The organism is Gluconobacter sp. ESL1110 (genome assembly GCF_058107395.1).
This window is the reverse complement of record NZ_JBYLUK010000010.1, coordinates 14,472-40,110: the sequence shown is the minus strand read 5'-3', so window position 1 is coordinate 40,110 and position 25,639 is coordinate 14,472. Positions and strand designations below refer to the sequence as shown.

Here is a 25,639-nt window from a genome sequence, read left to right as displayed (position 1 = left end):
TCAAAAGCGTTTACGGGGATAAGAGACACATGCGCTCCTTGGAAACGATCACGGTGAGAAGACGAGGTGTGGCAATGCAGATAATATGGTTCAGGTTCACTCAGCCTTCATTGAGAAGGCCAGACTGCTGAAGGGGTTTGTTTTTCCGGGAGAGGGGCCTCAGAACAGACTTCAATGTGTCGTCTCCATCCGGGTCATAATTGAAGACGTCCCAGCGGATGATCTGATGCAATGTCAGCCCGATTAAGGGGGCAGTCAGAATGAACCAGAACAGGTTTGTGCCGAAATGTGCATAGAAGTCCAGGAAGAGCCCACATGGCCATGGTGGCTCCCAGGCCAGAAATAAGCCGGTTCATACCGATGCCAACGCCTCGGATTTCTGTTGGATAGGTCAGGGTGGCGTAAATCATCTGCTGACAGCCCGGCCCGAAACCCTGACCGAAAAGATAGCCCGCAAATCCGCCGAGAACCGCTATGACGCCAGCCGTGGAATGCGGCGTTCCGACGATGGCAAGTGTTCCGATAGACGCAGCCTGCAGGATATAACCGGCGATATTGACTTTGCGGGAAGACATGTACCGTGCAAGGCGGACCCCAATCAGACCGCCTGTAAATGCAAAGACGAGGTTCAGGATGATGGATGTGATCAGAACCTGTTTGCGATCGAGGTGCAGCATTCCGGCCAGCAGGCTGGGCGCGCCGAACGCGATTGCTGCATAGGAATAGGCACTGACAATGGAAATGACACTGACCAGAATTCCGCGCCTGAGCAGCGGCTGGCGAAACAAAGGTAGAATTCCGTGAGAGTGTGGCTGGATCGGCGGAGCTTCGATCTGAAGAACTGGATCAATGCCATGAGACGCCCGCAGAATCTCGGCAGCTTTCTCCAGATCGCCATTTCGGGCAATCCAGATAGGGGATTCACTCATGTACCGGTTACGGACAAGAATGATCAGAAGGGCAGGAAGAGCACCGAAAGCAAGTGACGCGCGCCATAGCCAATCCGGATGAGTGGCCGGAACGACGGCATCAAGGGCAAAAACAAGGAAAAAGCAGAGCGAAGACGCTGCATACCAGGTTGGGCACCATGCGGCGGCGCGGCTTGCTTTGCTCCCTTTTCCGCTGAGTTTCGAAAATTCGGACAGAAAAGCCATGGCTACTGGCAGGTCCATGCCTACTCCGAACCCCATGGCGAAACGGGCAAGGATCAGGATGGTGGCTGTGGGCGCCATACCGGCCACAAGGGCTGCGATAACAAAGCAGATCATGTCCGCCATGAACACGGCGTATCGGCCTATCCGGTCCGTCAGCCAGCCGCCAGCGATACTGCCAACGACCGTTCCGGCATTCATCGCTGCTGCAACCATACCAGTGGCAGATGTTGAAAGACCGAAATGTTTTTGTACGTCTCCAATTCCGTAGGACAGAGTGGTCAGATCATACGCATCCAGAAAGACCCCGCCGAGAGCAAGAGCAACGATGATGTTGGCATGTCCTCCGCTCTGCGGTCCGGCATTGACGATGGCCGAAATATCGTCAGCATGACGGATGACAGGACGAAGCGTGCTGGATGTGACAGTTTGAGCAGACGTCATGAATCCACCTGTTCAACGTATGTTGAGTTCTGAAGGTTATCAGCCAGTCGGGCTGCTACGGATTGAGCGTTGGCTGTCACTTCCGGCAGGCCCATAAGCTCGCCGAATGTCCCGCGGGAGAGTGGTCCGGCAACGAACAGGCCGGATACTGGCAAGCCGTCAACAAGTGCGGAGTGGTCTTCATCCGTCCAAAGCCCAAGACCGACAGGATCTTTCTGCACAAAGCCATCCTCAGCCAGGCGGGAGAGAAAACCAGGTGTTGTCAGAATGCCTGCATGGTCGGGGCCGGTGGTATTGATCAGAATATCTGCATAGACCGTGTGCCTTCTGCCTCCACGCTCCTGAAGGTGTAGGGCAAGATTATCAGAGTGGGCTTCTGCGCTCTCAATTCGGGCGGCAAGAACGGTGAGTAATCCAGTTTCTGCCCTCAGGTTCAAAGTACGTTCGACCTGTGGTGCTATCCGAAAACGATGGACATCCCAGAAAGGCCGAAGATGGCGGACAAGGCGCCGCTGTTCTACGACTGGCAAGGCGGTCCAGATCGTCTTGCCCTGGCGACGTACGGCATCGAGGGTGTCTTGCCATGGCCTTTCAGGGGCAGACGTGAGTGTTTTACGAATGCGTTTGAGCAGGTCTGGCGCTGTCTTCTCGGGAGTGGTGGAGAAATCTCCGAAGAGGCTGGGAGCCCCACGGGAATGTCCCCGAGATCGTAGGCCACGGCGGGAGACTGCGGTAATGGGACCGAGATGTCCCTGGGCAGCCAGGGTCGCTACAACATCCGCCATTGTGAGGCCGGTGCCGATGATGGCAATCCGTGCCCGCGGATCCACAGTTTTGAAGGCGTCCTTCGCCCAGGGATCAGAGATCACTCGCGGGTCATGCGCGATCTCTTTGAGAGGGCCCGGCAGAGCCGGGGCAGGATGCGACGTCGCAATGACAACATGCGCTGCGGCATAAATCATCCCTTGAGCGGTCTGGAGACGCCACTGATCGCCATGACGCTGTACGGACACGACCGTGTCCTGAATATGCTGAAGCGTTTTGTTGATGAGGAACGGCGTTATTCTTTCAAAAAGATAGCGACCGAACTCTGAGCGGGTCGGATAAACCTCGCCCGAGGGCAGAAATGCTTCTGGGTCACAGGTTTTATGACTGTGCCATTTGAGCCAATCTGCAAAATCCTCAGGCTTGTTCGTGTCTATGCTCATCCGTGAAGCGGGCACATTGATGCGATGCTGAGGATCTTTGGTGCCATATGCGACGCCTGCTCCCAGCTTGGAGCGAGGCTCGAAAATCATAACACTGCCGGGCCCCAGGTCTCGGTGTTCGCGAAGCAGATGATACGCAATCATCGTTCCTGTCGCACCGCCACCGATAATTGCAACGGTGGCGGAAGCCGGCTGACGGCTGGTCTGAACTTCCGTTGTCATGAAGACGCTTGGGCTGGACGGTAGGAATTGGCAATCGTCTCCCCGAACGGACCCATATTGTTCTGACCGCCGGTTGCGCGTGTCGGATGGGCGGTCGGAAGCAGCGGAAGGACCAGTTCGCCAAAGCTGTAAGCCTCTTCCAGATGAGGATAGCCGGAGAGGATAAAGCTGTCACAGCCTGCGCGTCTGTACTCATCAATCCGTTCGGCAATGGTGGCTGGATCTCCGACCAGAGCCGTCCCCGCACCACCGCGGACCAGCCCGACGCCCGCCCAGAGGTTGGGGCTGACTTCCAGTTTGTCGCGGCGTCCTCCATGCAGAGCGCTCATGCGGGACTGACCGACGGAGTCCAGCCTTGAAAATACAGACTGCGCCTGGGCGATTGTTGCGTCATCCAGGCGTGAAATCAGGCGATTAGCCGCAGCCCAGGCTTCATCGGTTGTTTCACGGGCAATAACATGAAAGCGGATTCCGAAGCTGACCTCTCGCCCCTCACGGGCGGCAGCCTCACGAACACGAGCAATTTTTTCTTTTACGAGTTCCGGCGGCTCGCCCCAGGTCAGATATTTATCGATCCGTTTTGCCGCAACCTGAATGCCTGCATCAGACGAACCTCCAAAATAGAGAGGAGGCCCACCCGCCTGATGCGGCGGATAAAGGATCTGGCCACCTGCAATATGGAAGTGCTTCCCTTCGTAATCGACGATTTCTCCCTTAAGAAGGCGGGAGTAAATCGACAGGAATTCGTCCGTGATTTCATAGCGGGTTGCATGATCGAGAAAGAGGCCATCTCCCTCGTTTTCTTTTGGATCTCCGCCCGTCACAACATTGATCAGAAGACGACCACCGGACAGGCGGTCCAAAGTTGCTGTCATGCGTGCCGCAAAGGTTGGCGATTGCAGCCCAGGGCGTACAGCCACCAGAAATTTCAGCCTTTCAGTGGACGTAATGAGAGACGACGCAACAATCCAGGAATCTTCGCAGCTTCGACCTGTGGGAAGGAGAACACCATAATATCCAAGACTGTCAGCGGCCCGTGCAACTTGCTGGAGATAAGGCAGGTCAACGCTGCGGCCCCCTTCCTGTGTTCCCAGATATCGGCTGTCCCCATGAGTAGGGAGGAACCAAAGAACGTTGATTTTCTCGGGGACACCCCCGATGACGGTATTTGTGCTCATGAGAAACTCGCTATCTGGGCTTGTACGGGAAGGGAGAGCTGGCGGGCCGGATGGCTTGTCGGAAGACGGTCAAAACCGAAGAGGCGATGACGGAGCGTCTCTGGAGGGCTGTTCTGCTCTGGTAGACGACCACGCTTACGAAGTTCAGGAGCTATCAGCTCTCCGAAATCTCTGGCCGTCTCAAACGTATGGTATTGGCGAAGATTAATGCCGTCGATGCCATCAATATCGAGCCAGTCTTCAACGGCATCTGCGATCTGGGAAGGTGTTCCCGCGACGAAAAAGCGGCCTTGTTCAAAGCTGGCAATCTGATCCAGTGCGCTGCCCACCGTTTGATCAGGACCAAATCGACGTCCCATGTTGCCAAAAGGACGCCCTGACTGCTCAAGGGCTTCTCCGATGGTCAGGGAGCGGTCAAAATGCCGCAAATCGATTTCAGCCTGCGCATGCACGTGAGCGGCTTCGACACTGTAGCGCTCACGGTAACGCTTCAGCTTCTCATGAGCTTCGGCCTCTGTCTTCCCGGCGATAAGTCCAGCCATGACGTAGAATTTCAGATCATTGGGGTCTCGACCGTTTATGGCTGCCTGTTCGCGTGTCCGGGTAATGTTGTGGCGGATTTCCTCGCGGGTCCGGCCACCAATGAAAACAGCTTCCGCATGACGGGCCGCAAATTCAAGGCCACGCTTGGAACCGGTTGCCTGAAATAAAACAGGCGTGCGTTGACGTGTGGGCTGCACAAGGTGCGGTCCCTCAACCTGATGATGTTTTCCTTTGTGATTGATATAATGAACGCGATCAGGATGTGTGAAGACGTCGTTCTCGCGATCAATGACGAGAGCGTCTTCGTCCCAGCTCTGCTCCCAGAGCTTGTAGAGAACTTCCAGATATTCTTCTGCGCGTTCGTACCGCTCATCGTGCTCGATTTCGTCTGCAAGGCCGAAGTTCCGAGCCGCATTCGGGAGGTAGGAGGTCACAATGTTCCAGCCAACGCGCCCTTCTGTAAGAAGATCGAGTGTGCTCATGCGTCGTGCAAAGGCAAAGGGCGGCTCGTAGGTTGTTGAGAACGTTGCAGCAAAACCCAGACGCGTGGTGACAGCCGCCATGGCCGGGATCAGGGAAAGCGGATCAAGGTTTGGAATCTGCACACCAAGGCGAAGAGCAGGATCAAGCCCATTGAAACGGTCATAGACACCAATGACATCGGCAAGAAAAATTGCGTCGAAACCCGCGTCTTCCGCCAGACGCGCCTGTTCCAGCCAGAACCCCATTTCTCCAAACCGATGCCGATTGTTGTCAGGCGCCGTCCACATGCCGTGGACGATGTGACTCACGCACGCCATTTCGAAGAGATTTACTTTTAACTGTTTAGGAGCCGACGCCTTGCTCATGCCGGCTCCTTGGAGAGATTTTTCTTCAGACCTTCCCGGTAGGGCGTCCAAAGAGGAGTATTGTTCAAGGCCAGATCGCCGAGTTCCCGACGGCGCTGTGCCGCAGGATTGTGTGAGGACAGAACGCGGGCATTGCGCCAGTGGCGGTCCAGATTTCTGGTCTGGCTAGTGGCTGATGCGCCGCCAACTTCAAAAAGCAGGTTTGCGGCTTCAAGTGTCTGATCGATAACGATCTGCTGCGCCTTGAATGCGGCCTCTTCGGCTTCGCTAAACGTCACGCTTTCGGTGTCGCCTCTCAGCCAAGCAGGCTCGGCTTCCGCCAACGCATCTGAAACGCGATCGACCAGAGCCGAGGTCGAGAAGGCAAGGGCAGACAGTCGTCCCACAACTCCTTGCACAACAGAGTCTTCTCGTTGGACAACTTTTCCGGGAACACCGAAGGTTCGCGTTCTGGGGCGTACAAAGTCAACGGCATCACGCAGCACGGCGGCCGAAATGCCGGCTAAAGCTGCCAGATGAAACTGCTGATAATAAGCGGCGAGATAGGAGTGTGCAGGAATATTCCCGGGCTCAGAACGATCCAGAATCTGTGTCGGAGGAATTAAAACGTTCTCAAAAACAGTAGTTCCGCTTCCGGTAAGACGCTGGCCAAAGCCATCCCAGTCGTCAAGGCGTGTGACACCGGCAGCGTCTGAAGGAACCAGAACATGCGCGCGCTGCTCTCCCTCTGCGGCCCAGACAATGATCCAGTCAGCATAGAGAGTGCCAGTCGAATAGTACTTTGTACCATTCAGGCGAGACTCATTCCCGTCTGAACTCAGTTGGGTCGATACACCTGTTTCGTCTGAGCGTTCTGCCATCGCCGCACCAAAAAGAGCGCCCTCACGGATGCGATCAAACCATTCGGCTGATTTGTGGGCGTGACGGAGTCTGCCTTCAGTAAAGGCAAAATGGGCACGGAAAATCTGTGGCAGGTTGGAATCTGCTGTCGCCAGATCTTTCAGCAGACTGAAGCTCTGCTTCAGGGAGGCTCCGTACCCACCCAATTCGTTCGGAAGGCGGACGCGTCCCAGCCCCGCAGCTTTCAACTCCTGCACAATATTTCTCACAAGCGCAGGGTCGTGTTCGAATTCCCGTGAGGCGCGCGTTATCGTTTCGATGATCGGCTGAAAACGTTCTTTGGCAGAGGCAAAATTGGCAGAAGAGGACATACAACGACACCTAACGAATATAAGGTGAAATTAACTAGTTTTCGTCGTTTATGATGCGCACCAAACCGGCGGGAGCATAATTTTTAATTCGTCATTCCTCTTATTAATTATTTCAATGGAAACTCATAAAATGGCGTTTTTCCTAGGTTTTATGAGGATAAAAAGCGACTTCCAGATATAACATTAAAAATGCGTTGTTATTAACGTTCATACATTTGGATATGTGAATAAGGGAATCGCCTGTGGGGATGTGTCTCCTCAAGGTCGATTTTTATGTTCCGAGATATCACCCAAATGTTGAGAAACGAGTCATGAAAGCCTTTCACGAGCGGCACACACGTATTCTTCTCCTTGGCATGACCGTTCTTTCAACATGCGCCATGATTCCCGCTGCGTTTGCTCAAGACGCTGAACGAATCAAGCGCACTGGTTCACGCGCGTCTCACATCCGGCCAGTGGTCAACCCTGCGCCATCTCACGCCACAACGGCGCGCTCAAAAAATGGCCCGGTTCCTCCTTCCAGGAGTGAGGATATCAATGTCACTGGGTCGAATGGTGTTCGCGCGGCCGAAACGCGTATGAGGAAAGTGCCAGGAACCTTTACCGTCATCAGTAGCAAGGAGGTTGAGAAGGGAAGGTCAGCCACACTTGAGGATACTCTGGCATTCCAACCTGGTATTTTTGCGCAGGCCACAAGTGGAAGCACCGGAAACAAGATCTCCATCAGAGGGTCAGGAGCCGGTGTGTTCTACGGAGGTTACAGTCTGGGAATGAAATACCTGATCGATGGGTTGACTGTCAGCGGTGTGGGAGGATTCCAGGAAGACCGCCTCAACAATACCGGATACCAGCGAACCGAAGTACTCTATGGAGCCAACGCATTTGATTATGCGGCTACGGCTCTCGGCGGAGGTATCAATTTCGTAACCCATACGGGGGTCTCCGCGCCTGGGTTTATGGCTCATTTCGAAGCCGGAAGTTATGGCACACTGAAAGAGCAGGTGAGCCAGGGAGGGACATTCAGCAACAAGAAAGGTGATTATTACGTCACTGTCGCGCGCACCAATCGTCAGGGATTCCAGAGCTATACGGCGATGCACCGTACGGATGTTGTCGCAAATCTTGGCTATCGTTTTACCGACAAGCTGTCTGCGCGGCTTATTTTTAAATGGGATGAAGGGTTCGGCCATTATGGCGGCTTGCTGACACTGGCCCAGCTTCGCAAAAATCCAAGCATCAATCCAAACGATTGGGGAGGGCGCCCGACCAGGAGCACGATGTTGGGGTTCAAGACCAACTATATCTTTGATGATGATTCCAGGCTGGAATACGGCATAACGTGGAATGACTACCCGCTGTTTAATGGAACGGGGACGCAGCAATTCAATCTGTGGCGTTCCACGGATATTAACAATTCTATCAAATATAACCGGAGCGATCGCCTTCTCGGACGTAAAATCGAGAGTAATATTATTCTGAGCGACGTACATATGGTTTCTGGAGATTCTCGATATTATACGTCTTCAGTTCCATCAACAACTTATAATAGCGAAGACTGGACACTTCATCAGCGTGTAAAATACGGCGGGTCACACGATCTGGTTTTCGCTGCGGGGAATAATTTTAATATTTTTAATCATCTTTGGCTGACCAGCGGTTTTTCAGTCATCTGGATTGACCGTAATATTCGTCTTGTTGATCGCCTGGTCCCGAATTCAACTCTTCAGAGCCGGGAGCATTATAATAATGTCTTCATTACGCCACGCGTCGGCCTGCGGTATGAAATCAATCCAGATATCGATGTCTTTGCCAACTTCAGTCGCCTGATAGACCCGCCAGTGACTTGGAATTACCACGATGTCAAAGGAGGCAGCCCCTATAATGACACAGGAACTGTAGGGCCACTAAAGGCTCAGAGAGCCAATTCGGCTGAAATTGGTATTCGAGGACATGCGGGTATATTTGATGGAAACCTGACCCTTTATCGCAGTTGGGTCAGAGACGAATTGCTATCCGTCGTCGTTACGCGCGCTACAAATACTACAGCCGAAATCACCAGAACGTCTAATGCAAGTCCAACAATCCACCAGGGTATTGAGGCTGGTCTCTCGGCAAAGCTCTTTAATCTACATCAATATGGCGCTTTGACGTTTCGTCAGGCTCTTACGGTCAATGATTTTTATTACAAGCATGACCCACTTCTTGGGCAGAATAAACTCCCATCGATCCCGACATGGCAGTATCAGGCTGAGCTTCAGTATAATAATCCGCTGGGCTTCTATGCGAACTTCGATTTCAGATCGTCTTCCAGCTATTATGTTGATTACGCAAATACATTGAAGGCACCCAGATATGGAATCTTCGGTCTAAAATTGGGGTATGAAGCAAAAAACAAGCTCTGGAGTACTTTTCTTGATTTCCGCAATCTTGGAAACAAGCATTATGCAACGGCCGCTTATACTGCTTACAACCTGAATCATACAGACTCCGCAATGTTTTATCCGGGCGACGGGTTTAGTGTTTTTGGCGGCGTGACGGTACACCTCAGTGATCTGGGGAGGCATCTCTGATGGTGTCGTACGGGTTTCTGCGTCAAAGGATTTATGGACAAGACCTTGGCCAGCGCATGGTGATGTTCGCAGCATGACCAATTCTTCTTACCGCAAGATAGTTTTGGCGCTTGTTCCTGTAGTAGCGTTTCTTGCTGTCCTGTTTTATCTGCAGGATGCAGGCAGCAAGACGCATCATACAGCTACACAGTATGGAACTGTTCCCCGAGGCGGTGGAACCCTTGTCTTCGCAACAGAGCGAGAGCCTCTATGCCTTGATCCTCATGTTTACGGCGATATGCCGCAAGTCTATATCGCCGAGCAGTATCTGGACCGGCTCGTCTCCATGGACGAGCAGGGCATGCTTCATCCCTGGCTTGCAACGTCTTGGGAAGTAGCCGATGGCGGGTTGACGTATATCTTTCATCTCCGGCACGATGTGACCTTCACCGATGGAACAAGGTTCGACGCGACTGCTGTAAAAAGCAATCTGGACCATATGGTGGACCCAGCTACACAGTCCGGTACGGCGGGGGGGTATATCCGCCAATATACCCGGACCGACATACTCGATCCGTACACCGCAGCAGTTCATCTGTCTTCGCCGTATTCGGCCTTTCTGAATGTTCTGGCCCAGGGTTTTCTTGGGATTGAGTCACCCAAAGCTTTGTCGCGCCCCCGTGACGTAAACTGCCAGAGCCCTGTAGGATCAGGCCCCTTCATTATCACGCACTGGGATCACCAGAGCGAGGTCGTTCTCAAGAAAAACCCAGCTTATGCATGGGCTCCTCCCACGGCACGTCATCAGGGGCCTGCCTGGCTTGACGGGATCGTCTGGCGCTTCGTTTCCGAACCGTCAGTTCGTTTTGCCATGCTTCAGGCTGGCGAGGTTGGGGTCATTGACAGTGTGCCGCCTGAGAGCGAAACCCCGGCGAAGTCCAATCCGGACGTGTTATTGCTGATGGCGGACCGACCAGGAAACCCGACCAACGGAACTCTGAACACGCTTCGGCCACCATTCAATGACATTCGTGTTCGTGAAGCATTCATTCGATCCGCAGATATTGATGGTGCTTTAGGGAGCATATTTTTCCATCACTATGCACGTGCTGGAGGCCCTCTGAGCCCTTCCACACCCGATTACAGCCCTGATTTTGAACATACCAAGGATTACGATCCGAAACGTGCCAATGAACTTTTGGATGAAGCAGGCTGGCAAGACAGAGATCCTGAGGGATATCGCGTCCGTGAGGGTAAAAGACTGATTGTTCACATCCCGATTTCCACGGTTCTTGCACCCGCAGATCGTACCCTTTGGGAACAGGTGCAGGCGACTGCGCGCCAAACAGGCTTCGATGTTCGGATGGAGCCTTTAAGCGAAACGGCTAATATCGCGCGGAGTGACGCCTGGGATTACGATGTCCGCATCGGATATTGGAATACAAATACTCCAGACGTTCTTCGTATCGTCTTCGGATCTGCATTCACTAACCATTTTCAGCACGGCATTCATCAGAATGCTTCAGGGTATAGTAGCCCGGCTTTCGATAAGGTCGTGGCGCAGGCATTGGCGACGCAGGATGCCCGGCAGCGCAAAGCACTTTATCGACAAGCTCAAGAGATTATTGCCAAAGCGCACCTCCAAATCACGACTTATTCTCAAACTACGCGTCTGGGAGTGTTCAGCAATGTTCATGATGTACGTATTGAACCTTCATTACGAGTCATCAACTTTCACGATGCCTGGATGACACCATGATGCAACGCCTGATTTCCCGTCGCCTGATCAGTCGGGTTGGCTTGAGCGCCGCGATGCTTTTCGCATCCGCAACGCTGACATTTCTCGCGGTACGCATGATGCCTGGTGATCCGGCAACCATCATTCTTGGTGGGGCTATGGCCAATCCCACACCCGGTGCAGTCGAGGCGATTACAAAGGAATATGGCCTCGATCGTCCTCTTGTCGTGCAGTATGGCTTTTATATATGGCGGCTTTTGCATGGGGATTTAGGCGTTTCCTTCAGTCAGCATCTACGGGTTGCGGAGGTTTTGCGCCAACAAATGCTGCCTACATTGGCGCTCGCAACCATTTCACTGCTCTTCGCTTGGGTAATCGCACTGACTTCAGTCTTCTTCACGGTGCGGCGCGGGCGGATACTCTCGAGCGTTGCAGCCTCTTTTGATATTTCTGCGGCAGCGCTCCCGCCATTCTGGCTTGGAATTGTGCTACTTTGGATACTCGCATTCAGGCTGCATTTGCTACCGCCCGCTGGTAGCTCTTCTCTGTCATCACTCATTATGCCAGCACTTTCCCTTGCCATTCCTTTGGGGGGATTTCTAGCTCAGGTTACGCGTGAATCTCTGGAGATTGCTCTCGATCAGCCGTTTATTCTGAGTGCAAGAATGCGAGGCCTGAGTATGGGGCAGGTTCTGCGACGGCATGCTCTGCGTCATGCCCTTCTTCCGGGAATCGCGCTTTCAGCCTGGGCTTTAGGTGCACTTCTCGGCGAAACAGCAGTCGTAGAAGCTATTTTTTCAAGAAAAGGCCTTGGGCGGACGCTCGTTTATGCCGTTTCCGCGCAGGATATGCCTCTAACAACTGGCATCGTGCTCTTTGTCACAGTCTCATACATATTTGCGAGCCTGATTATCGAAATCATCCATGAAATGGTCGACCCGCGTCTTGCAACATTTCGCGTGCGGAGTGCTTCTCTATGAGTGCCGGGTCGAAAAAATTCATTGTGTGGACGCAGTTGCCCATTGCGCTCTTTCCAGCCACAGCTTTTCTGGCTTTTCTTCTTGCTTCCGCCATCATTCCAAGTGCGATCAGCGCGACTGACCCTTACGCCATCGCGCCACGGCATGCTTTTCTGTCTCCTAACTGGAGCCACCCTTTCGGAACGGATCAGTCCGGTCGCGATATTCTGACACGCGTTATTCATGGCACCCGCCAGTCTCTTCTTGTAGGAGCAGGGGCCGTCGCCGTCAGTTTTTCGGGGGGAATTATCCTTGGACTGGCAGGCGGTCTTGGTCCTCATTGGCTTCAAAGAGGCATTGGAGCTGTTATAGATGTGCTGTTTTCGTTTCCTGCATTGATATTGGCGCTTCTTTTCTCCGCCAGTCTGGGGACGGGGGCGGGACCACTAGCTTTGGCTATCGGGATCGCTGCTATGCCAGGCTATGGTAAGATGATCTTCAGTCAGGTTCTGTCGGTCAGGAATTCGGGCTATGTGGAAGCGGCCCGCGCCCTCGGCCACACGCCATTTTCCATTATTCGACGGCATGTTCTACCTAATGCACTTCGTCCGCTCGTTGTGACTGCGACCATGGGGGTTGGTCAGACGATTGTCTGGGCAGCTGGGCTGTCCTTTCTCGGGCTCGGAGCGCCACCTCCGACACCGGAGTGGGGCACCATGATGTCCATGGGGCGTGATTTTATTGCTGATGCCTGGTGGCTTACCCTGTTTCCAGGTCTTTTCATCGTACTGACTGTGCTTTCCACAACAATCGTAGGTCGCTTTTTGCAACGTCATTTCGAAAGCAGGCCCTTATGAGGTACGTGCTATGATCGGACAGGAACTTACAGTCGAAAACCTCTCCATATCTTTTGAGGGAAAGCAGGTCGTAAAAAACCTTTCGTTTCAGATAAAACCCGGTTCAATCGTGGCTATGGTCGGTGAATCCGGCTCAGGAAAAAGCGTCACTGCGCGTAGTCTGGTTGGGTTGGCTGGAGAAAGAGCGCAGATTACGGCACGAAGCTTGAAATTGGGCGATCAAGATCTTCTCGGGCTGGATGAGAAGGGGTGGAGCTTAATCCGAGGGCAGAAGATTGGCTTTGTGCTGCAGGACACATTAACGTCTCTGGATCCTTTGAGAACCGTTGGGCAGGAAATAGAGGAATCCCTGACGGCTCATCGTCAGTGGCGAGGGTGGCGTAATCGCCTGGCGCGACGGAAGCGAGTGCTGCAACTCTTGGAAAATAGCGCTATCTCTGAACCCGAAACACGTGTGCAACAACGTGCGGACGAGTTGTCTGGAGGGCTGCGCCAAAGGGCGCTTATTGCTTCTGCGATAGCACTCAACCCCGGAATAGTCATTGCAGATGAGCCAACTACGGCTTTAGACGCCAGCGCTGTTTCACGTGTTCTTTCTCTGTTTCGTGATTTGCGGGATGCGGGACATGGGATTCTGCTGATCAGCCACGACATCGCAGCAGTGTCTCAGGTCGCTGACACACTTATCGTGGTTAAAGACGGGCGAATGATAGAGCAGGGGAAGGCTGCCAGGATTTTACAGTCCCCTGCTCAGGATTATACGCGCGTGCTTTTGAATTCGATTCCAGGACAACAGTACAAGCCTCAGCGCGTTACAGTTTCACAAAAAGAAGATGTTCCTCCTCTGCTCGTCGTGAAAGACATCGTCAAGCATTATCCTGTTTCACACGGGTCATCACGGCTTGCTGTCGATCATGTCAGCTTTACCCTCCGAAGAGGACAGACACTTGGTATTTTAGGTGAGTCAGGATCTGGAAAGACGACAACAGCAAAGATTGTGACAGGTTTTCTCAAGCCTGATGCAGGCAATGTATGGTTTGATGAAAAAATGTGGAATGGAATACGGGAGGGCACTCATCAGAGCGTTAAAGAACGAGAGCGCCGACCATACCGACGTGGAATGGGGATCGTTTATCAAGACCCTCTTGGTTCTTTCGATCCACGCTGGACAGTTTGGCGGATTATTGCTGATGCGCTTGAAGCCAGTGGTGTCCCATATCAAGAGTTTCCAGACCGGATTACGTCCCTCTTGGAATTGGTACGATTACCATCAGATGTTTCTCGCCGTCTTCCCCTCTCTCTCTCGGGAGGCCAGCGTCAGCGGATTGCCATCGCTCGTGCTATTGCAGGCAGTCCCAAACTGATTGTCTGTGACGAACCTGTCTCAGCACTGGATGTTTCTGTGCAGGCACAAATATTGGAATTGCTAAAGGAACTACAGGATCGTCTTCAAATATCCTATCTGTTTATTTCTCATGATTTAGGGGTCATAAAAGAAATGAGTGATGAGGTTGTTGTGATGTATAAGAGTAAAATAGTAGATTGCGGCGAAGTCAGGGATGTTTTTCAAAATCCCCGTCATGAATTTACTCAGAATCTTCTTAAAAATATAACGCAATAATCGCATCTGCATGTTATCACGATGTAGAAAAGGGGATGAAATTTTCGATATTTGGAGAAATTCAAATTCGAAATTCGAAATGCGAGTGTATATGTAGGTATCATTGGTTTCGAAATAAAAATGTTTATGAAAAACAGATCCAGGAAGTTTTCTCCCTGGATCTGGTAACTAAAATATTTTCGTCTGATTTTATGGAAGCGTGTAAGCCATGACGTAATCACCGCGGTTTGCGTTGGTGCCCGTGCGGGTAGCGCCACCGACCACGACGACGACATATTGCTTTCCGTCCTGGCCAATGTAGGACATCGGAGCGCCTTGGCCACCAACCGGAAGTCGGTTACGCCACAACTCCTTGCCAGTGTCGTTGTCCAGAGCGCGGATATAATAATCAAGCGTGCCGTGGAAGAAGGTCAGTCCACCTTTGGTGACCAGTGGTCCGCCCATCGTCGGCATTCCCAATGGGATACGCACACCCGGAACAATACCATGCACCGGAGCATCCTGAATGCTACCCATCGGGACCTGCCATTTCGTTTTTCCTGTGGTCAGATCAATAGCGGTCATGGTGCCAAATGGTGGCTTAAAACAGGGAACTCCCAGAGGAGAAACAAACATTGAACGCTCGACACCCCACGGCGTGCCAGTCTGCTCTGAATATTCACCTTCTGCGCTCGGCTTCAGGCCGATACGCTTTGCTTCGTCCTGTTTGATGAACCGGCCCCACTGCGCCATGCGAATATCATTGACGATCAGCGTACCTGTTGAAGCGTCAATTGCGCCACCGCCCCAGTTGGAACCACCGTAATAGCTCGGATAGATCAGAGTGCGCTGCTTGTCGGACAGTGGTGTGAATTCCCCCTGCCAACGCATCTGCTTGAACAGGATCCGGCAGTATAGTTGATCGAGGATCGTGCCGCCCCACATGTCGGATTCCTTGAACGGCGTCGTACCGATCGAAATTGCGGAGAAAGGTTGTGTTGGAGCAATACGCATGCCCGGCATACCATCCGTTGGTACCTTTCTGTATTCTACCGGAACAACAGGTTTCCCATCACGACGATCCAGGACGAAGACTTCACCACGCTTGGTCAACTGGATAATGACTGGGGTCGTGGTGCCATCCTTGCCAGGAAGATCATAAAGGATCGGCTGGGATGTGACGTCATAGTCGAACTGGTCATTATTGGCCGTGCGGAAATGCCAGTGCTCCTTGCCGGTTTTGATTTCGACCGCAACGATGGCGTCCGTGTACTCATCAGAATATGGGAAGCGGTCACCATTCCAGAAGTCCGGTGTCTGGTTGCCGGTCGGGAAATAAGCGAGCCCTAGCTTTGGGTCATAAGCGGCTGTACCCCAGAAATTCGGCGTCTGTGGCGCATAATGTTCGCCCGGAGGAAGAGGGGTACTGTCCTTGGCGCCACGAGAAGCGTCCCAAGCCCAGAGAATTTTTCCAGTCCGGACATCGAAGCCACGGACCACGCCAGAAGGCTCTCCAACAGAAATATTATCGTTGATCTTTCCTCCGACCATGATGACGCCATCTGCAACCAACGGTGCAGCGGTTAAATAATACGATCCGTTTTCTGGGGCATCAGTCAGTCCCTCAAGCAGATTAACAAAGCCATGATCACCAAAGTCTTCACAGGGCTTGCCGGTCTCTGCATCCACCTCAAAGAGACGTGCATCGTTGGTGGTGGAAACGATGCGTTTACGACATGCGGTTGGCAGATCTGCAGCGGACTGCGCATTATTCTGATCTGTTACGGGCTGAATATCTTCAGCAGGAAGTGTGGAGGTATCTGCATACCCTACACCACGGCAGCGCTTCCAGCCTCTGTTGCTATCCGTAATCCTCAACTTGGGATCAAAGCGCCACCGTTCTTTTCCCGTGACAGGGTCAAGGGCAATCACCTTGTTCAAAGGTGTGCAAAGATACATTGTGTTATCGATCTTGAGCGGCGTAACCTGATATTCAGAACCATCAATGGCCAAATCTCCGGTACGATAAGTCCAGGCCAATTTCAAATCTTTGACGTTCGATTTGGTGATCTGATCAAACTGGGCGAAACGGTTTCCTGCCGTGTCGCGTCCCCAGGCTGGCCAATCATTTCCACTATCCTGTCCCGCTTGTGGCTGAATAACAGGTGCAGGCCCTGAAGAATCAGCCACGATAGTAGGGTGCGGAAAAAACATTCCAGCAATGAACGCACCGAGAGAGCCGAGCAGGACAATCCCCAGACTGTTGGCGACACTTCGAGGAAGTGCTGGACGACCATCTTTTTGGGATAGTCGACGTGCAAGGGCTGTAACGATCAGCGCAACAACGATGAATGCAAGAAGCCTGGGCACAAGCTGCCAGAAGTCAAATCCCACTTCCCAAAGCGCCCAAATTACGCTGACTGCAAGCAACCCAAGAGCCGTATAAAGAGCGAACGCAGCACGTTTGAAAAGGCCAAAACTAATGGCAATAATGGCGGCGCCTGCTAGTAAATAGAATGGTGATCCTCCAAGGAAGAGCAACCAAAGGCCGCCAAAAACCAATGTTAAGCCTAGAACTATGCCTAAAAACTCGACAATCCAGAAGGCTGTCTTTTCCAAGGTGAGCATCAGGAACTTCTCCCAGCCCGTTTTTGAACGGGATCAACGACAATCAATCTTCATAGAGTCTGGCTTAGAAACGCCACCACGAGACGTGTTGTGTCTGTGGGCGCGGAGACGCCCATGGAAAACGAACGTTTTTGTGTTTTACCCTCGGAGATAAAGGGATGAGTGGGTAAAGATCTTAACCAGTCAGTGATCATTACCTGTATCACTCAGTGGTCAAATATCAATCAAATCCTGCTCGAATGAGGGGGTGGGGAAATCACAGTATGGAGAGCATGCATTGAAGAGCGATGAAAACAGTATGCAGGGGGTGAGCCGGGCGGCAGCAATCCTGAGGGTTTTATCAAGCACGCATGTCAGCCTGGGGCACATCGCTAAAGCAACCGGCTTGCCCCGGTCCACCGTTCAGCGATTGGTTAACGCGCTGGCCGTGGAGGAACTGGTGGAAGTCACCAATGACGGAGTGGCTCTCTCATGGGGAATCATGCGGCTTGCGGAAGCAGCGCAATCTAGTCTGTTAACCAAATTCAGAGCGGCTCTTGAAACCCTGTTTCAGGAAACACACGAGACTGTTGACCTGAGTACAATTTATGGAAAGGAAGTCGCATTTGTAGAGAAAATCCACTCTGATCAGGAAATTCGCGTTGTCCCGAAAACGGGCCGCTCTATGCCCTTGCATGCGATGTCAAATGGCAAGGCCATGCTGTCGGTGATGTCAAAGCCTGAAATACGGTCTCTTATTGGTACGAGGCCAATTAAAATGACGGCTCACACGAAAACACATATTCCAGATATTCTTGCTGAAATCGCAACTGTTAGGATGACGGGCTTTGCTTATGACTTCGAAGAGCACAGCGACGGCGTGTGCTGTATCGCCTCTCCTGTCCATCTTCCAGGACACAAGCCTTACGCAATCTCAATTACAGTTCCCTTTTTCCGCTTTGAAGAAAATCTTCCCGTGTTCCGGGACGCCCTGACACGATGCAAAAACAAGATAGAGAAACTCTTCAATGAAGAGAAAAAAAATCGTCCTTCTTAGGTGCTTAGTCTTGGGTTTTGACTGTTTATTTGTCCTATCAATGATCGTCTGTCTTGCACGTGCTTTCTGGGAGCGTGATGCAGACGCGATGATTTGCTTCCTTAAGGTCATAATAACTTAACTTTCAAACGCTAACGTTCCCATGAAAAATTCTCATGGATCGAAAGGTCATTGAGAGGCCTTTGTGAAAAGGAGGACGCCTTGTCCGACATAGCGGTATTGCGTACGCGCTTTGCGCGTCCTCGTACGAGTGACGGGCAGAAGCCTGCTGTCAAAATGCTCTTTTTCATGGTGGGAATGATGGCCAGAAAGGAATGGGGCTCATCATGCTTATTCTGATCGGTGCAGCGCCCACTGCCTATGCGCTCAATCGTGTAATGCCCGAAACGGCCATGCCAGTCCTTTCGGATCCTCGGGTTTATAGCGCGTTGGCCGTGTTTTCACAGGACATCACGGGGGCGGTTGAGGGCTACCAATCCCTCAATGCCATTCCTGCCGCGCAGGTCCTAAACGTTCGTACGGATATGTATCTTGTTTCGGATTCGATCCGTACACTGAACCAGTCTTCCGATTTCAGTGGTGTTGAGGCCGGTCACCTCAAGCGGTTTATGGGGCAACTTAACGCGGGAACGCGTTTTATTCCGACCTGGGTGAAGATTGCAGTTGCCGCCGTGCTAGGGATAGGCACGATGGTCGGATGGAAACGCATTGTAGTGACGGTTGGAGAGAAGATCGGCAAGACACACCTCAACTACGCACAGGGCGCATCGGCCGAGATTGTCGCCATGGGGACAATCGGTCTGGCGGAAGGCTTCGGAATGCCGGTCTCCACCACGCACATTCTGTCGAGCGAAGTGGCCGGGACGATGACGGCTGCGGGTTCGGGTCTGCAATGGCGCATGCTCCGGACCATGGCCATGGAGTGGGTGGTGACGTTGCCAACTGCAATGCTGATCAGCGGTGTGCTGTTCTTTTTCCTGCGACACATCTTCTGAGCAGTTCGCTTCAACGCCCGATATCTGGTGCTGCACGAAGGGTAGCAGGTATTGTGACCTTGCTGTTTTTCTGCATCCTTCAGATGCAGGCGGCTTGGTCAGAGACGCGCCCGCTCGTCACTGATGTCTTGCCCTCTGGTGTGCCGCTTCCGGCACCAGCACCAGCTTTCGAACCGCCCCTTGAAGACCCGAATGCGGAACTGCTCGGAGACGCATACGGTGTCCGTCCATGGCTGCGACATTATGGTGTTCATCTGAACATTCAGGACGTCGAGGAACTCTGGGGCCTTGCCGCCGGAGGACTTCACCACGGCCCGACCTATGATGGCATTACGGCGGTTACGCTCCAGATCGAGACAGATCCACTCTTTGGGTGGCAGAACGGACTGCTGAACGTCAGCGCCCTCCAGATCCGGGGGCGCTCGTTTACCGGAGAGCGGCTTCAGGCGCTGAATAGCGTCAGTGGTTACGATGTCGGCCGTTCAACGCGACTTTTCGAGATATGGTACGGGCAGGGCTTTTTGTCCAACAGTCTTGACCTGCGCGTTGGCTCCATAGATCTGGATACCGAATTTCTTGTCAGTTCGAGTGCGTCCTTCTTCCTTAACGCCAGTTTCGGCTGGCCGCTCTCGACGTCGAGCAATTTATATTCCGGCGGTCCGTCCTGGCCTTTTTCAGCGGTTGGTGGACGCGTGAAATGGAGTCCGGCTTCACCGTTTGTGTTGATGGGAGCCGTCACCAACGACAACCCGACGCACGGTCCGTTCTATAGCAATATCGCAGCGACGCAGCGGGATCCGTCAGGTACATCGTTTTCAACGGCGGGAGGCGCCCTGTTCATGGGAGAGGCACAATACCAGATGAACATGGCTCCGCGCCGGGCGAGCGGAAAGGAAGCTGGCCTGCCGGGGACGTGGAAGATTGGTGGCCTCTATGATACGGGCCATTTCCCCGATCAACGGTATGGTAGCCACAGAGTCCCGCTTGCCAGCCCGGAGAGTTCAGGCACGCCGCTTTATCATCGGGGGAATTGGTTGGCCTATGCCGTGGTTGATCAGATGATCTGGCGGGACAGTCGTGATGCACGCAAGACAATCAACATATTCATGCGTGCTACAACGAGCGATACTGTTCGCAATATCTTTGCACATGAAGTTCAGGCCGGTGTAACGTTCGACGGCATGATCCGCGGTCATCGTGACGATACAATCGGCGTGGCCTGGGGGACCAGCTTCTACACGACTTCTGCCGAGGCGCATGCCCGTGATGCCATTCGCTTCGGCACCAGCACGACGGGGCAACTCCGGCAGGAACATCATGTCGAAATAACGTACCAGGCCGCCATGACACCATGGCTCATTCTCCAGCCTGATTTCCAGTATTTCCGGAATGTTGGCGGTACTTCATTAAGTTCAGAAACTGGCCGACCGGTCCGTGATGGCTTTGTGCTGGGCCTGAACATGACGACCACGCTCTGATGCGCTCCCGGAAGGGAGAGTCTGTTGTGATGTCATCTAAATTTCAAGCCGCCATGAGCCAGCATTGGCTATGTCAGGTAGGGGCGTGCTGCGCCTCATAGGGAAATGGAAGAGAGAGCGATGAACGACGCCATTACGGACGGGTTTTCAGCGGAAGAGCTGGCGCGGATACAGATGCGCCAGGAGATCATTGACGATCTTGACGAGGAATTCGAACTTTCGCTTGAAGAAGAAGCTGTCGGCGGCCCGATTGACGCGACAGATCGCGCTTTTCGCCGTGTCTACTTCCGCGAACTCATCCGATTGCAAGGCGAATTGATTAAGGTGCAGGACTGGGTGCAGGCGACTGGTCATCGTCTTGTCGTGCTTTTCGAGGGGCGCGATGCCGCAGGTAAGGGCGGAGCCATCAAACGCATTACCCAGCGCCTTAATCCACGTATCTGCCGTGTGGCCGCACTGCCTGCGCCGAATAATCGTGAGAAGACGCAATGGTATTTTCAACGCTACGTCTCTCATCTGCCCGCGGCAGGAGAAATGGTCCTGTTTGACCGGAGTTGGTACAACCGCGCAGGTGTCGAGCGGGTTATGGGCTTCTGCACAGATGAAGAATACGAAGAATTCTATCGTTCGGTTCCTGAATTCGAGCGCATGCTTGTCCGGAGCGGTATTCAGGTTGTAAAATTCTGGTTTTCCATCACCGATGACGAGCAGGAAGCCCGGTTTCGTGCGCGGATAGAAGACCCGATGAAGCAGTGGAAACTCAGCCCGATGGACCTTGAAAGCCGCCGCCGCTGGGAGGACTACACGCGGGCCAAGGAAACGATGCTGGAGCGGTCGAGCATTCCGGAAGCGCCCTGGTGGGTCGTGCAAGGGGTGGACAAGAAGCGCGCGCGACTGAATTGCATAACGCACCTTCTTTCCATGATTCCCTATGAACCCGTACCCCGCCCCGAGGTGATTTTGCCGCCGCGTGTTCACCACCCTGACTATGAACGCCAGCCAACACCAGAATTCATGATTGTACCCGAGTATTTCTGAGGCGGCTGTCTGCTCCGGGTTTGTTATCCAAAAAGTCTCCGTCATGTCAGTCGCAACGGGGTCTGTGCCCCTATTTTCTGTCGTGACGGAAGCCGGATTGAAGCTGCCGGACTTCTTTTTATGTTGAAGCGCTTCTGGCTCGCCTGAGCTGGGTTATTCGAGACTTTCGAATTTTCGAGGTGTTTCGGGCTGATCTGCAGAAGACTGCCGCTGAAGGGCGGATGTCCTTCTTCAGATCAGCCCGGTTTCATTCTTCTGTGGATTAGGCCTGACTTTACATACTGAGGCCAAATGCTTTTGTCAGAGTGTCATACGACTGGGACAAAGCTCTCTCCTCTTTTGTAGTGAAGGAGAGTCACGATGTCTTTCATTGCTTTCTCGAGATCGCTGATATTGGAAATACTTCCCAAGGAAAGCCGAACATTTGCTGGAGAAGGACCGCTTACGGCAAAGACACTACTTGGGACGAGTGCCAGACCTCTGTGATGCGCGTAGGCGACAAAGTCAGAACTGTTCCACCATGGAGGAAGATGTAGCCAGATATGCGGACCGTTTGGATCCATTCCTGGACGATCCCCCAGGATGGTTCGGGCAATGGATTGGCGCAGACGTAACTCATGTTTAATGGCTGCAAGGATCTTTGCTGCTTGCCCGGACTGCATCCATTTAAGAGTGAGGGCGCTGAGCAGGCCTGCGTTGGTCAAGGAAAAGGCCCGGACTGCTGCAACAAAACGTTGGTGAATTTCTGCATTGGGAAGTGCAACGTAGGCTGTTCTCAGCCCTGGGCTGAGAACTTTTGCAAGAGTGGCAATATAGATAACCCGCTTGCGTTCAAGTGAAGATAAAGCGGGAATGGGGTTGTCGAGAAGCAGGCTATAGGGGTCGTCTTCAATGACATAAATACCCGCGTTATGTGCAATTCTCATAAGAGACTGACGGCGGGACAGCGGCAAGGTTACTGTTGTCGGATTTTGGAGTGTAGGCGTGCAATATATCGCTTTGGGACGATATGTCTGGCATGCGTCTTCAAGAGCAGATGGAAGAAAACCATTTTCGTCTCCTTCGACTCCTACAAGAAGAATACCAAGCTGGTTCGCGACAGTTCTTAGCCCAGGATACGTCATTTTTTCAGTGAGAATAATGTCGCCTGGTGACGTTAAAATACTGATCGTAGCCGCCAGCGCGGTCTGCGCTCCTGGTGTAACCACAATGTCGTCAGGTCGTCTGGAGCCTATGAGCGGCTCAATCCATTTCGCACCCTGATAACGTTCGTCATGTGTCCCACCAGTGACGCGGTAGGACATGAGACTGTTGATGCTCTGACTTTTGAGCAGGCTTTGGAAGTCAGTCTGTATTAATGTCGTCAGGGAAGGCAGGCTGGGCACAGGAGGCAAATTCATCGTCATATCGACGATACTGGCTCTTGACGTTTGCCATTGGCCGGTAGTTGCTCCAATCCGGACAAATGTACCGCGACCGACAGTCGCATCGATCAACCCGATCTGATGGGCCTCCCGAAAAGCGCGGGTCACGGTCGTGAGATTGGTTCCGAGGGAGGATGCTATCAGTCTCTGGGTAGGAAGACGATCACCCTCGCGCAACACGCCCTGTTGGACTGATAAGGCCAGAGCCTGGACAATACCTTTATAAAGTGGCCCTGTATTCTGTTTTACAAGTTCCTGCCAACTTCGCAAAAGTTCATGCTCTTCCATCATATTTTCTCCGGAAAAAGATCGTAAAAGCAGTTTTGATTGCGAAGAACAGCTCGGCTGTACTGAATGAGCCTGCCCATGGCGATTGCAGATTTTAAGTTCTTGGCGGTAGATTTCGTGAAGACTTCGCTTGTCGGACCTGCATAAAATATTGTGGTAATCTTGCGCTCGAAAATATTTTGCATAAACTCTGGCCGGTTTAGATTTACATGAATATTTGAGCGGGAGATTAGATGCACGCTGATATTATTCTCCTCTCAAAGTCTGAACACACATCAATAACTATGATATCGCGGGTATCTGCCAGAGAATAGGGAAGCCAGAAACAGCAGCAATTTGAAAGGATGCTGTGTTGGCTTGATCCCATATTCTCTTTTGGTAAGGCTTGAGAAAAGTGCCGGACAGTCTTCGTCCAGCTCTGTCATGCTCTTCTAGAGAGTTTCCCAAGAGCCACAAACATTTTGTCTAACGCAGGTCCAATAAAATAACCGATCAAGATAGAAGCGAAAGTCAGAGGCCATGCCCATGCACTGTACCGTACGAACCAGGGCTGCCATTGGAAAATGGAGAGGGCGGCAATGACGATCAGAACGAACCCCCACAATGAAGGAGAAATCAGAGGAGCCAGATAGCGACCGTAGAGGCCGTTATTCTTCTCGGAAATTACTTTCGAAATGCCAATATGATAGCAGAAAATCATAGAGCAGATAAAAGTTCCGAAAAGAGCAAGCCAACTGGTATGAAAATGCCCCTTATCGTCAATTGATGTATAATACAGAGCCAGAGCGACATAAACGTGAGCGAAGAAGAGGCCAAAAACCATTCCGATGAGCCGGTTTTTCAGGATACTCTCTGCTTCTTCGTTCGTGTTGATGTAGATTTCTTCTGGTTTTATTTCATCTCGCGTCATGTCAGTACTCTTCTTAAGGTGGATCTTTAAACGGAGATCTGAGGTCGCCGAGATCACAGGAAACTCACTTCATACGGCATTGTCTTCTCATTTGATGGCATATTCAAATTTATTGACCCATACAAAGATAGGATATTGCTTTATAAAAAGGTTCAATCCTCAAGATTGTCCCCCATAAAGCCATACAATTGTAAGATTTTTATCAAAGAATTTTCGCTAATTTATGTAAGATATTGAAATTGCTAAATTTTTTATATAAAATATAAGTAATATTATAATTGCTTTGTTGGCCTTATGAAGATCCGTCAGGGTAAGATCTCACAAATATATATATCAAAAATAGAAAATTTATCTAGGTTAAAGCAATCAGGCCGTGCAATTCCCTGTACTCTGGTCTAGCCACGCGTGTTGAGCGCACTCATTTTTTAAGTGAAAAGTAAGGTCTTGTAATAATTGACTTTTTACTCTTGGTGTAACCCAGTAGAGATCGACAGAAAGACGACGACCGGGAACGATTTCGATCAGATCGCCTTGAGATAAATACTTTTCTACGAGGGCGAGCGGCTGTAACCCCCATCCAACACTCTTGAGTGTAAAATCAAGGAAGCCTTGCGTAGAGGGAATATAGTGGGTTTTTCGAGGTAGCTGTGTCTTGTGTAAGGCATACAACCATCGTGCTTCCAGCTCATCGTTTCTGTCAAAGCATATACAGGGAGCATTTTGAAACTCAGTCGCGCTCGCTCCGGAACTGAAGTATTTTGCTATAAAATCAGGAGTAGCGCAGGCAATATACTGCATTGCTCCTAACCGGACGGACCTGCATCCTGGGACCGGCTCTGTCTGGGCGGTAATCGCAGCTGTAACCTCGCCTGAACGGAGACGATCGGCTGTACAGGTTTCGTCCTCAACGAGAAGATCCAAGTAAATGGCTGCTTCTGTGGCAAAGCGCGCGATGGCATCTGGAAACCATGTTGCAAGACTGTCGGCGTTCACGGCTATTCTCAGAGTCACATTTGGCTGAGACAAGAGGCCGGAGGCATGAGAAAGGTGAGGGATCTCGGCTTCGAGCAGATGAACTTTATCAAGATGTGTCACCAGAGCCTGCCCCAGGTCCGTGGGTCTGCAGGGTTGCCCGCGAACAATCAGAAGCGCACCCAGTCTGTCTTCGTATCCTCTGACACGTTGAGAGACAGCAGAAGCCGTAATGTTCAATTTCCTGGCGGCGCCGTCAAAGGAGCCTTCCCGGACAACAGCGCTGACGGCTGTAAGAGCGTTATAATCCAACATCAATTAAGGATTGCTTTAGTGTGATAAGAAAAACAAGTTTTCCTTCA

The 25,639-nt window shown here is 52.1% G+C and carries 16 protein-coding genes and 2 pseudogenes; 9 read left to right on the top strand and 9 right to left on the bottom strand.

What is annotated here, in order from left to right:
• Positions 1 to 100: 100 nt before the first annotated feature.
• From AC3B6F_RS12490 to AC3B6F_RS12470, 5 genes and pseudogenes are all read right to left on the bottom strand, one after another.
• Positions 101 to 1,595: pseudogene (locus AC3B6F_RS12490) on the bottom strand (MFS transporter).
• Complete coding sequence (locus AC3B6F_RS12485) at positions 1,592 to 3,025, bottom strand: FAD/NAD(P)-binding protein (RefSeq protein WP_489824614.1); 1,434 nt, start codon at positions 3,023 to 3,025, stop codon at positions 1,592 to 1,594. The pseudogene AC3B6F_RS12490 and the gene AC3B6F_RS12485 overlap by 4 nt, the downstream one beginning before the upstream one ends.
• Positions 3,022 to 4,203: an FMNH2-dependent alkanesulfonate monooxygenase gene (gene ssuD, locus AC3B6F_RS12480; RefSeq protein WP_023943475.1), complete on the bottom strand. Its 1,182-nt coding sequence runs from the start codon at positions 4,201 to 4,203 to the stop codon at positions 3,022 to 3,024. Before ssuD ends, AC3B6F_RS12485 begins: the two co-directional genes overlap by 4 nt.
• Entirely contained in the window at positions 4,200 to 5,594 is a 1,395-nt protein-coding gene (locus tag AC3B6F_RS12475) for an NtaA/DmoA family FMN-dependent monooxygenase (protein ID WP_023943473.1), read from the bottom strand. Before AC3B6F_RS12475 ends, ssuD begins: the two co-directional genes overlap by 4 nt.
• A complete protein-coding gene (locus tag AC3B6F_RS12470) occupies positions 5,591 to 6,805 on the bottom strand; it encodes an acyl-CoA dehydrogenase family protein (protein WP_489824612.1) in 1,215 nt (404 codons plus the stop codon). Before AC3B6F_RS12470 ends, AC3B6F_RS12475 begins: the two co-directional genes overlap by 4 nt.
• A gap of 311 nt (positions 6,806 to 7,116) precedes the next feature.
• On the opposite strand from AC3B6F_RS12470, the gene AC3B6F_RS12465 reads away from it, so the two are divergent.
• From AC3B6F_RS12465 to AC3B6F_RS12445, 5 genes are all read left to right on the top strand, one after another.
• Positions 7,117 to 9,375, top strand: a complete 2,259-nt coding sequence (locus AC3B6F_RS12465; RefSeq protein WP_489824611.1) for a TonB-dependent receptor family protein — start codon at positions 7,117 to 7,119, stop codon at positions 9,373 to 9,375.
• Positions 9,376 to 9,448: 73 nt separating this feature from the next.
• Complete coding sequence (locus tag AC3B6F_RS12460; RefSeq protein WP_489824610.1) at positions 9,449 to 11,113, top strand: ABC transporter substrate-binding protein; 1,665 nt, start codon at positions 9,449 to 9,451, stop codon at positions 11,111 to 11,113.
• Positions 11,110 to 12,072, top strand: coding sequence for an ABC transporter permease (locus AC3B6F_RS12455; protein WP_489824609.1), 963 nt, complete (start codon positions 11,110 to 11,112; stop codon positions 12,070 to 12,072). Before AC3B6F_RS12460 ends, AC3B6F_RS12455 begins: the two co-directional genes overlap by 4 nt.
• Positions 12,069 to 12,908 (top strand): ABC transporter permease, encoded by an 840-nt coding sequence (locus tag AC3B6F_RS12450; RefSeq protein ID WP_489824608.1) that lies wholly within the window; start codon positions 12,069 to 12,071, stop codon positions 12,906 to 12,908. The genes AC3B6F_RS12455 and AC3B6F_RS12450 overlap by 4 nt, the downstream gene beginning before the upstream one ends.
• A 10-nt stretch (positions 12,909 to 12,918) precedes the next feature.
• Positions 12,919 to 14,529 carry an ATP-binding cassette domain-containing protein gene (locus AC3B6F_RS12445; RefSeq protein ID WP_489824607.1) on the top strand — a complete coding sequence of 537 codons (1,611 nt, stop codon included), beginning with the start codon at positions 12,919 to 12,921 and terminating at the stop codon, positions 14,527 to 14,529.
• 189 nt (positions 14,530 to 14,718) lie between these two features.
• On the opposite strand, the gene AC3B6F_RS12440 is transcribed toward AC3B6F_RS12445, so the two are convergent.
• Positions 14,719 to 17,136 carry a membrane-bound PQQ-dependent dehydrogenase, glucose/quinate/shikimate family gene (locus AC3B6F_RS12440; RefSeq protein ID WP_489824605.1) on the bottom strand — a complete coding sequence of 806 codons (2,418 nt, stop codon included), beginning with the start codon at positions 17,134 to 17,136 and terminating at the stop codon, positions 14,719 to 14,721.
• A 277-nt stretch (positions 17,137 to 17,413) separates the two neighbouring features.
• On the opposite strand from AC3B6F_RS12440, the gene AC3B6F_RS12435 reads away from it, so the two are divergent.
• The 4 genes and pseudogenes from AC3B6F_RS12435 to ppk2 all read left to right on the top strand — a co-directional run bounded on the left by AC3B6F_RS12435 (position 17,414) and on the right by ppk2 (position 21,683).
• Positions 17,414 to 18,172, top strand: a complete 759-nt coding sequence (locus tag AC3B6F_RS12435) for an IclR family transcriptional regulator (protein WP_211568319.1) — start codon at positions 17,414 to 17,416, stop codon at positions 18,170 to 18,172.
• Between the two features lie 278 nt (positions 18,173 to 18,450).
• Positions 18,451 to 19,167: pseudogene (locus AC3B6F_RS12430) on the top strand (inorganic phosphate transporter); the annotation flags it as partial.
• 53 nt (positions 19,168 to 19,220) lie between these two features.
• Positions 19,221 to 20,645: a carbohydrate porin gene (locus AC3B6F_RS12425; RefSeq protein WP_489824604.1), complete on the top strand. Its 1,425-nt coding sequence runs from the start codon at positions 19,221 to 19,223 to the stop codon at positions 20,643 to 20,645.
• Positions 20,646 to 20,765: 120 nt separating this feature from the next.
• Positions 20,766 to 21,683: a polyphosphate kinase 2 gene (gene ppk2 / locus AC3B6F_RS12420; RefSeq protein ID WP_489824603.1), complete on the top strand. Its 918-nt coding sequence runs from the start codon at positions 20,766 to 20,768 to the stop codon at positions 21,681 to 21,683.
• A 308-nt stretch (positions 21,684 to 21,991) separates the two neighbouring features.
• Here the strand turns inward: ppk2 and AC3B6F_RS12415 are convergent, their stop codons facing one another.
• From AC3B6F_RS12415 to AC3B6F_RS12405, 3 genes are all read right to left on the bottom strand, one after another.
• Entirely contained in the window at positions 21,992 to 23,395 is a 1,404-nt protein-coding gene (locus AC3B6F_RS12415; protein ID WP_023943451.1) for an aminotransferase-like domain-containing protein, read from the bottom strand.
• A gap of 421 nt (positions 23,396 to 23,816) precedes the next feature.
• Entirely contained in the window at positions 23,817 to 24,362 is a 546-nt protein-coding gene (locus AC3B6F_RS12410) for a hypothetical protein (protein WP_489824601.1), read from the bottom strand.
• A gap of 309 nt (positions 24,363 to 24,671) precedes the next feature.
• Positions 24,672 to 25,592 carry a LysR family transcriptional regulator ArgP gene (locus AC3B6F_RS12405; protein WP_489824600.1) on the bottom strand — a complete coding sequence of 307 codons (921 nt, stop codon included), beginning with the start codon at positions 25,590 to 25,592 and terminating at the stop codon, positions 24,672 to 24,674.
• Positions 25,593 to 25,639: the final 47 nt, after the last annotated feature.

Bases quoted from the DNA above. Each gene is read 5' to 3' on its own strand.
- AC3B6F_RS12475 (WP_023943473.1), bottom strand. From the start codon at position 5,594: ATGAGCAAGGCGTCGGCTCCTAAACAGTTAAAAGTAAATCTCTTCGAA.
- AC3B6F_RS12470 (WP_489824612.1), bottom strand. From the start codon at position 6,805: ATGTCCTCTTCTGCCAATTTTGCCTCTGCCAAAGAACGTTTTCAGCCG.
- AC3B6F_RS12455 (WP_489824609.1), top strand. From the start codon at position 11,110: ATGATGCAACGCCTGATTTCCCGTCGCCTGATCAGTCGGGTTGGCTTG.
- ppk2 (WP_489824603.1), top strand. From the start codon at position 20,766: ATGAACGACGCCATTACGGACGGGTTTTCAGCGGAAGAGCTGGCGCGG.
- AC3B6F_RS12465 (WP_489824611.1), top strand. From the start codon at position 7,117: ATGAAAGCCTTTCACGAGCGGCACACACGTATTCTTCTCCTTGGCATG.
- AC3B6F_RS12415 (WP_023943451.1), bottom strand. From the start codon at position 23,395: ATGGAAGAGCATGAACTTTTGCGAAGTTGGCAGGAACTTGTAAAACAG.
- AC3B6F_RS12445 (WP_489824607.1), top strand. From the start codon at position 12,919: ATGATCGGACAGGAACTTACAGTCGAAAACCTCTCCATATCTTTTGAG.
- AC3B6F_RS12405 (WP_489824600.1), bottom strand. From the start codon at position 25,592: ATGTTGGATTATAACGCTCTTACAGCCGTCAGCGCTGTTGTCCGGGAA.
- AC3B6F_RS12440 (WP_489824605.1), bottom strand. From the start codon at position 17,136: ATGCTCACCTTGGAAAAGACAGCCTTCTGGATTGTCGAGTTTTTAGGC.
- AC3B6F_RS12450 (WP_489824608.1), top strand. From the start codon at position 12,069: ATGAGTGCCGGGTCGAAAAAATTCATTGTGTGGACGCAGTTGCCCATT.
- AC3B6F_RS12460 (WP_489824610.1), top strand. From the start codon at position 9,449: ATGACCAATTCTTCTTACCGCAAGATAGTTTTGGCGCTTGTTCCTGTA.
- AC3B6F_RS12485 (WP_489824614.1), bottom strand. From the start codon at position 3,025: ATGACAACGGAAGTTCAGACCAGCCGTCAGCCGGCTTCCGCCACCGTT.
- ssuD (WP_023943475.1), bottom strand. From the start codon at position 4,203: ATGAGCACAAATACCGTCATCGGGGGTGTCCCCGAGAAAATCAACGTT.